Origin of the sequence: Streptomyces sp. SID5785, assembly GCF_009870065.1 — a bacterium.
GTDB lineage: Bacteria > Actinomycetota > Actinomycetes > Streptomycetales > Streptomycetaceae > Streptomyces.
In genome coordinates this window covers 1-4,977 of record NZ_WWIA01001074.1, presented here as the reverse complement: position 1 = coordinate 4,977, position 4,977 = coordinate 1, and the positions used below count along the sequence as shown (strand labels likewise).

The following is a 4,977-nucleotide window of genomic DNA, read 5'->3' as shown; positions in this document are numbered from 1 at the left end:
GGCTGGTCGCGCAGTTCCCCGCGCCCCTGAAATGCAAGGCGCTGCGCGCCGCATCTCCCCGACGAGGGCGTCGTCCAACCAGCCCTCGTCCAGGTCCAGGTGGGTGTCGTGGAGGACGTACTCGCGTTCCGTCTCCAGGATCTGGGCCTCGGAGTGCTCTTTCAGCGCTGCGAGAAGGGCGTCCAGGCGGCGGGCTGCCGTCGGTGCGCCCCCGGCGTGGCAGCGCTGGGTGACGAAGCGTTCCTGGTGGCCGTCCCGCCTCGTCCGGCGGGCGTTGTGAGACAGGTGGGCGCCGTGCGGGAGCACGCGGGACGCGAGGGCTTCCCGGTCGGCCCCTGCGGGCAGCAGCAGCTTGACGTGATGCTCGAAGTGGAGGCGTGCGGTGGCCCGTCGGGCCTCCGCGTCCGTCTGCGGGACGCCGGACGCCCACGGGGTCGTCTCCACCTTGGTCCGCAGGACCGGGAAGCCGGCGTGCGCGAGGGCGGCCTCGGTCTCGGCCACCGTCGAGCGGATCCAGGCGTCGGCCCGGCCGTGGCCGCGCAGGGTCACCATGGGCTGGGAGGGGTGGCGGCCGCGGGCCAGGACGATGTGGGTGAAGCCGAGCCCGCGCGCGGCGGCCCAGGCCGCGAGGCGCGCCACGGCCTCCGCGGAGGCGGCGTCGACCGTGAGATGGGCCTCCAGGTCGCCCTCGTAGCGGGCCGGGCCGGGCTGCGTGATCATCCGCGCAGCGTACCGACGGGGCGGCGGCGCCGTCGCCGGGATTTCCGGGAGGAAGAGGGGCGAACGCGATGACGGGACCGGGGGTTTGAGCACCACTCCCGGTCCCGCCCACCCCGCGCTGTTCGCGGGACGTCGTGTGCGTCGCGACGAAGGTCAGCGGCTGACCTTGCGGTTGGCGCGCAGCCACTCCTTGTTCATGCTGGTGATGGAGAAGAGCGGGATGCCCTTCGGGCAGGCCGTCGCGCACTCGCCGGTGAGCGTGCAGCCGCCGAAGCCCTCCTCGTCCATCTGCGCCACCATGTCCAGGACGCGGGTCTCGCGCTCCGGGGCGCCCTGCGGCAGGACGTTGAGGTGGTTGACCTTCGCCGAGGTGAAGAGCATCGCCGCGCCGTTGGGGCACGCGGCGACGCAGGCGCCGCAGCCGATGCACTCGGCGTGCTCGAAGGCGAAGTCGGCGTCGGGCTTGGGCACCGGGGTGGCGTGCGCCTCGGGCGCGGCGCCGGTCGGGGCCGTCACGTAGCCGCCCGCCTGGATGATCCGGTCGAAGGCCGAGCGGTCCACGACCAGGTCCTTGACGACCGGGAACGCCGAGGCGCGCCACGGCTCGATGTCGATCGTGTCGCCGTCCCGGAAGGACCGCATGTGCAACTGGCAGGTGGTGGTGCGCTCGGGGCCGTGTGCGTCGCCGTTGATGACGAGCGAGCACGCACCGCAGATGCCCTCGCGGCAGTCGTGGTCGAAGGCGACGGGGTCCTCGCCCCGGACGATGAGTTCCTCGTTGAGGGTGTCGAGCATCTCGAGGAACGACATGTCCTGCGAGATGCCGTCCACCTCGTACGTGGACATGGCGCCTTCGGCGTCGGCGTTCTTCTGGCGCCAGACGCGCAGGGTGAGCTTCATGCGTAGCTCCGCTGGGTGGGGTGGACGTACTCGAAGACGAGGTCTTCCTTGTGCAGCACCGGGGAGGCGCCGGTGGCGGTGAACTCCCAGGCGGCGGCGTAGGAGAACTCCTCGTCGCGGCGGGCGGCCTCGCCGTCCGGGGTCTGGGACTCCTCCCGGAAGTGGCCGCCGCAGGACTCGGACCGGTGCAGGGCGTCGAGGCACATCAGCTCGGCCAGCTCCAGGTAGTCGACGATGCGGTTCGCCTTCTCCAGGGACTGGTTGAACTCCTCGCCGGTGCCGGGCACCTTGATGCGCCGCCAGAACTCCTCGCGGATCTGCGGGATCCGGTCGAGCGCCTTGCGCAGGCCCTCGTCGGTGCGGGCCATGCCGCAGAACTCCCACATGAGCTCGCCGAGTTCGCGGTGGAAGGAGTCGGGGGTGCGGTCGCCGTCGACGGACAGCAGCAGGTTGATCCGGTCCTCGGTCTCGGCGACGACCTCCTGGACGACGGGGTGGTCGTCGCCGATCTCCTCCTCGTGCGGGTGCTTCGCCAGGTAGTCGTTGATGGTGGCCGGCAGGACAAAGTAGCCGTCGGCGAGGCCCTGCATCAGCGCGGAGGCGCCGAGCCGGTTGGCCCCGTGGTCGGAGAAGTTGGCCTCGCCGATCGCGAACAGACCCGGGACGGAGGTCTGGAGGTCGTAGTCGACCCACAGGCCGCCCATCGTGTAGTGCACGGCGGGGTAGATGCGCATCGGGACCTTGTAGGGGTCCTCGTCGGTGATGCGCTGGTACATGTCGAAGAGGTTGCCGTACTTGGCCTCGACGGCCTTGCGTCCCATCCGCGCGACGGCGTCGGCGAAGTCGAGGTAGACGCCCTGGCCGCCGGGGCCCACTCCCCTGCCCTCGTCGCACACGTTCTTCGCGGCGCGGGAGGCGATGTCACGCGGGACCAGGTTGCCGAAGGCCGGGTAGATGCGCTCGAGGTAGTAGTCGCGCTCGTCCTCGGGGATCTCGTGGGCCGGGCGGGTGTCGCCCTTGGCCTTCGGGACCCAGATGCGCCCGTCGTTGCGCAGCGACTCGCTCATCAGCGTCAGCTTGGACTGGTGGTCGCCGGTGCGCGGGATGCAGGTGGGGTGGATCTGGGTGAAGCACGGGTTGGCGAAGTAGGCGCCGCGCCGGTGGGCCCGCCAGATCGCCGTGGCGTTGCTGTTCATGGCGTTCGTCGACAGGTAGAAGACGTTGCCGTAGCCGCCGGAGGCGAGGACGACGGCGTCCGCGAAGTACGTGTCGATCCGGCCGGTGATCAGGTCGCGGGCCACGATGCCGCGGGCCTTGCCGTCGACGACGATCAGGTCGAGCATCTCGGTGCGGGCGTGCAGTTCCACGTTGCCCGCCGCGATCTGGCGGCTCAGGGCCTGGTAGGCGCCGAGCAGCAGCTGCTGGCCCGTCTGTCCGCGGGCGTAGAAGGTGCGGGAGACCTGCACGCCGCCGAAGGAGCGGGTGTCGAGCAGTCCGCCGTACTCACGGGCGAACGGCACGCCCTGGGCGACGCACTGGTCGATGATCTCGACGGAGATCTGCGCGAGCCTGCGCACGTTCGACTCGCGGGCGCGGAAGTCGCCGCCCTTGACGGTGTCGTAGAACAGCCGGTGGATCGAGTCGCCGTCGTTGCGGTAGTTCTTGGCCGCGTTGATGCCGCCCTGGGCGGCGATCGAGTGGGCGCGGCGCGGCGAGTCCTGGAAGCAGAACTGGACGACGTGGTAGCCCTGTTCGGCCAGGGTCGCGCCCGCGCTGCCGCCGGCCAGGCCGGTGCCGACGACGATGACGGTGTGCTTGCGGCGGTTGGCCGGGTTGACCAGCTTGGCCTCGAAGCGGCGCGTGTCCCAGCGCTCCTCGACAGGTCCGGCCGGTGCCTTGGTGTCGGCGACCGGCTCGCCGGTCGCGTAGTCCGCGTAGGTGCTCATGTCTCTCAGCTCACCAATCCGGTCATGACGCCCACGGGCACGGCGACGAAGCCGGCGGTGAGCAGTACGGCGAGGGCGTTGCCCGTGGCCTTGAGGACGCGGTCGCGGGTGCGGCTGCCGACGCCGAGGGTCTGCGCGGCGCTCCAGAACCCGTGCTGCACGTGGAAGCCGACGGCCACCACGGCCACGATGTAGACGACGTTGCTCCACCACGTGGAGAACGTGTCGATGATGTTCTGGTACGGGTGCAGGTGCTCGTAGCCGCCCGGGTGCACCGTGCCGGTCGTCAGGTCGAGGATGTGCCACACGATGAACAGGGCGACGATGATGCCGCCCCAGCGCATGGTGCGGGTGGCGTAGCTCGAACGGGCCTTCTTGTGCACGTACTTGCTGGGTCGCGCCTTGATGTCCCGGCGGCTCAGCTGGTACGCGGACACGGCGTGCGCCACGACGGCGGCGACGAGGCCGACGCGCACGATCCACAGGGCCCACTCGTGGTGCAGGACGGGGCCGCCCATGGTGCGCAGCCAGACCGCGTAGTCGTTGATCTCCTCGGGACCGAAGAAGATCTTGAGGTTCCCGATCATGTGGGCGACCAGGTACAGCAGCATGACGAGGCCGCTGACCGCCATCACGGTCTTCTTGCCGACGGTGCTGTCCCAGAGCGTGCGCGTCATGGACGGCCGTCGGTCCGTCCGTGTTGCCAGAGCCATGTCAGTGACGGTAGGGCCCAAGGACCCGATCGGTCCAAGACATGACCCAGCTCATTTCCATAGGCACAGCCTATGCAGGGAACTATTCTGGGTGTCATGCAGTTCCAGCAGCTCCAGTACTTCGTCGCCGTCGCCGAGACCCGCCACTTCACGCGTGCCGCCGAGCTCGTGCACGTGGCGCAGCCCTCGCTCTCCCAGCAGATCCGCGCCCTGGAGCGCGAGCTCGGCGTCGACCTGTTCCTGCGGGCCCGCGGGAACATCACGCTGACCGACGCCGGCGAGGCCCTGCTCCCGCTGGCCCGGCGGATCCTGGCCGACGCGGACACCGCACGGCACGAGGTGCAGGAGCTGGCGCAGCTGCGGCGCGGGCGGGTGCGGCTCGGGGCGACCCCGTCGCTGTGCACGGGGCTGCTGCCGGACGTGCTCCGCGCCTTCCACGACCGCTACCCCGGCATTCAGCTGCTCGTCGAGGAGTCCGGCTCGCACGACCTCGTACGGGAGCTGGCGCGCGGGGCGCTCGATCTGGCGCTCGTCGTGCTCCCGCTGCCGGCGCCCGCGCCCGCGCTGACCACCGTGGAGCTGCTGCGCGAGGAGCTGGTGGTGGTGTCGTCGCCGGACGCGCCGCGGCCCGGGCGGGGGCGGGCGTCGGTGCGGATCTCCGACCTGGAGGGGGAGCGGCTCGTCATGTTCCGGCACGA

5 protein-coding genes are annotated in these 4,977 nt (G+C 70.8%); 1 reads left to right on the top strand and 4 read right to left on the bottom strand.

Features of this window, described 5'->3' with window-relative positions; all coding sequences use genetic code 11:
* The 4 genes from GTW43_RS34825 to GTW43_RS34810 form a co-directional block, all read right to left on the bottom strand.
* The coding region (locus GTW43_RS34825; protein WP_202502325.1) for a hypothetical protein at positions 1-720 on the bottom strand (720 nt) is incomplete at its 3' end.
* Between the two features lie 153 nt (positions 721-873).
* Positions 874-1,620 carry a succinate dehydrogenase/fumarate reductase iron-sulfur subunit gene (locus GTW43_RS34820; RefSeq protein WP_161305970.1) on the bottom strand — a complete coding sequence of 249 codons (747 nt, stop codon included), beginning with the start codon at positions 1,618-1,620 and terminating at the stop codon, positions 874-876.
* Positions 1,617-3,566, bottom strand: coding sequence for a fumarate reductase/succinate dehydrogenase flavoprotein subunit (locus tag GTW43_RS34815; RefSeq protein WP_161305969.1), 1,950 nt, complete (start codon positions 3,564-3,566; stop codon positions 1,617-1,619). The genes GTW43_RS34820 and GTW43_RS34815 overlap by 4 nt, the downstream gene beginning before the upstream one ends.
* A 5-nt stretch (positions 3,567-3,571) precedes the next feature.
* Positions 3,572-4,279, bottom strand: coding sequence for a succinate dehydrogenase (locus tag GTW43_RS34810; protein ID WP_161305968.1), 708 nt, complete (start codon positions 4,277-4,279; stop codon positions 3,572-3,574).
* 96 nt (positions 4,280-4,375) lie between these two features.
* Between GTW43_RS34810 and GTW43_RS34805 the strand changes: the two genes are divergently transcribed.
* Positions 4,376-4,977 (top strand): LysR substrate-binding domain-containing protein (locus GTW43_RS34805; RefSeq protein ID WP_161305967.1); only part of this gene is annotated, 602 nt, incomplete at its 3' end.

Bases quoted from the DNA above. Each gene is read 5' to 3' on its own strand.
- GTW43_RS34820 (WP_161305970.1), bottom strand. From the start codon at position 1,620: ATGAAGCTCACCCTGCGCGTCTGGCGCCAGAAGAACGCCGACGCCGAA.
- GTW43_RS34815 (WP_161305969.1), bottom strand. From the start codon at position 3,566: ATGAGCACCTACGCGGACTACGCGACCGGCGAGCCGGTCGCCGACACC.
- GTW43_RS34810 (WP_161305968.1), bottom strand. From the start codon at position 4,279: ATGGCTCTGGCAACACGGACGGACCGACGGCCGTCCATGACGCGCACG.